General features: G+C 39.7%; 1 protein-coding gene. It reads left to right on the top strand.

Annotated elements, in window-relative coordinates; translation table 11 throughout:
• Positions 1 to 713 (top strand): hypothetical protein (locus EGM88_RS15855; protein WP_162497592.1); only part of this gene is annotated, 713 nt, incomplete at both ends.

Genomic DNA, 713 nt, shown 5'->3' on the forward strand with positions numbered 1-713 from the left:
GATGCATTTGTTCAGGTAACTGATGATTCAGGCACCGTAACTATAAGTGTACCTACGCCAAAAATAGCAGGTACAGATTATTATTTCCAAGCACAATTATTTGATTCTGGTTGGGGGCATTTAGCCACAGAAGATGGAGCAACTGTAGTGGTAGAAGAAGGAACGCCTGAACCAAATTCAATTACCATAGTAAACCCACCAGCAACAGTTACTGCAGATAGCACTGTTGATATCACTTTTAGTTATACAAAAGACGTTGATGAAGCATGGGCATTTATCCGTTTTAAAGATGCAGATGGAAATGTAGCAGATGCAGATGCATTTGTTCAAGTCACAGACGATTCAGGCACCGTAACCATAAGTGTACCTACGCCAAAAATAGCAGGTACAGATTATTATTTCCAAGCACAATTATTTGATTCTGGTTGGGGGCATTTAGCTACCGAAGATGGAGCAACTGTAATTGTTGAAGATGGCTCAGCAGAACCAAATTCAATTACCATAGTAAACCCACCAGCAACAGTTACTGCAGATAGCACTGTTGATATCACTTTTAGTTATACAAAAGACGTTGATGAAGCTTGGGCATTTATCCGCTTTAAAGATGCAGATGGAAATGTAGCAGATGCAGATGCATTTGTTCAGGTAACTGATGATTCAGGCACCGTAACTATAAGTGTACCTACGCCAAAAATAGCAGGTACAGATTATTA

Source organism: Aureibaculum marinum (assembly GCF_003813905.1).
Lineage (GTDB): Bacteria > Bacteroidota > Bacteroidia > Flavobacteriales > Flavobacteriaceae > Aureibaculum > Aureibaculum marinum.